At 56.6% G+C, this 256-nt stretch carries 1 protein-coding gene; it reads right to left on the bottom strand.

Annotated elements, in window-relative coordinates; genetic code table 11:
* On the bottom strand, positions 1-256 hold a 256-nt coding region (locus Q5L94_RS13920), incomplete at both ends, for a hypothetical protein (RefSeq protein WP_317498946.1).

The following is a 256-nucleotide window of genomic DNA, read 5'->3' as shown; positions in this document are numbered from 1 at the left end:
CCCCGGAAATGGATGCGCGACAGGGCAAAGGCGGCGGTGATCGCGAGGAAGAGCGACAGGATGACCACCACACTCGCCACGAAAACAGAATTCAGGATCTGCTTGCCGAACACGCCCCCGGACAGCATGGCCTGATAGTTTGCGAAGTTCAGCGCCTTTGGCAGGTAGTTCACTTCAAACAGCGCCTGCCCATCCTCGAGCGAGGTAAGGATAGCGTAGTAGAAAGGGAAGATTGCCTGCAGAACGATGATTGCGA

Origin of the sequence: Idiomarina sp. Sol25 (assembly GCF_033052775.1) — a bacterium.
GTDB lineage: Bacteria > Pseudomonadota > Gammaproteobacteria > Enterobacterales > Alteromonadaceae > Idiomarina.
The sequence above is the reverse complement of the archived record's forward strand: the minus strand, read 5'-3'. Positions and strand labels throughout refer to the sequence as shown.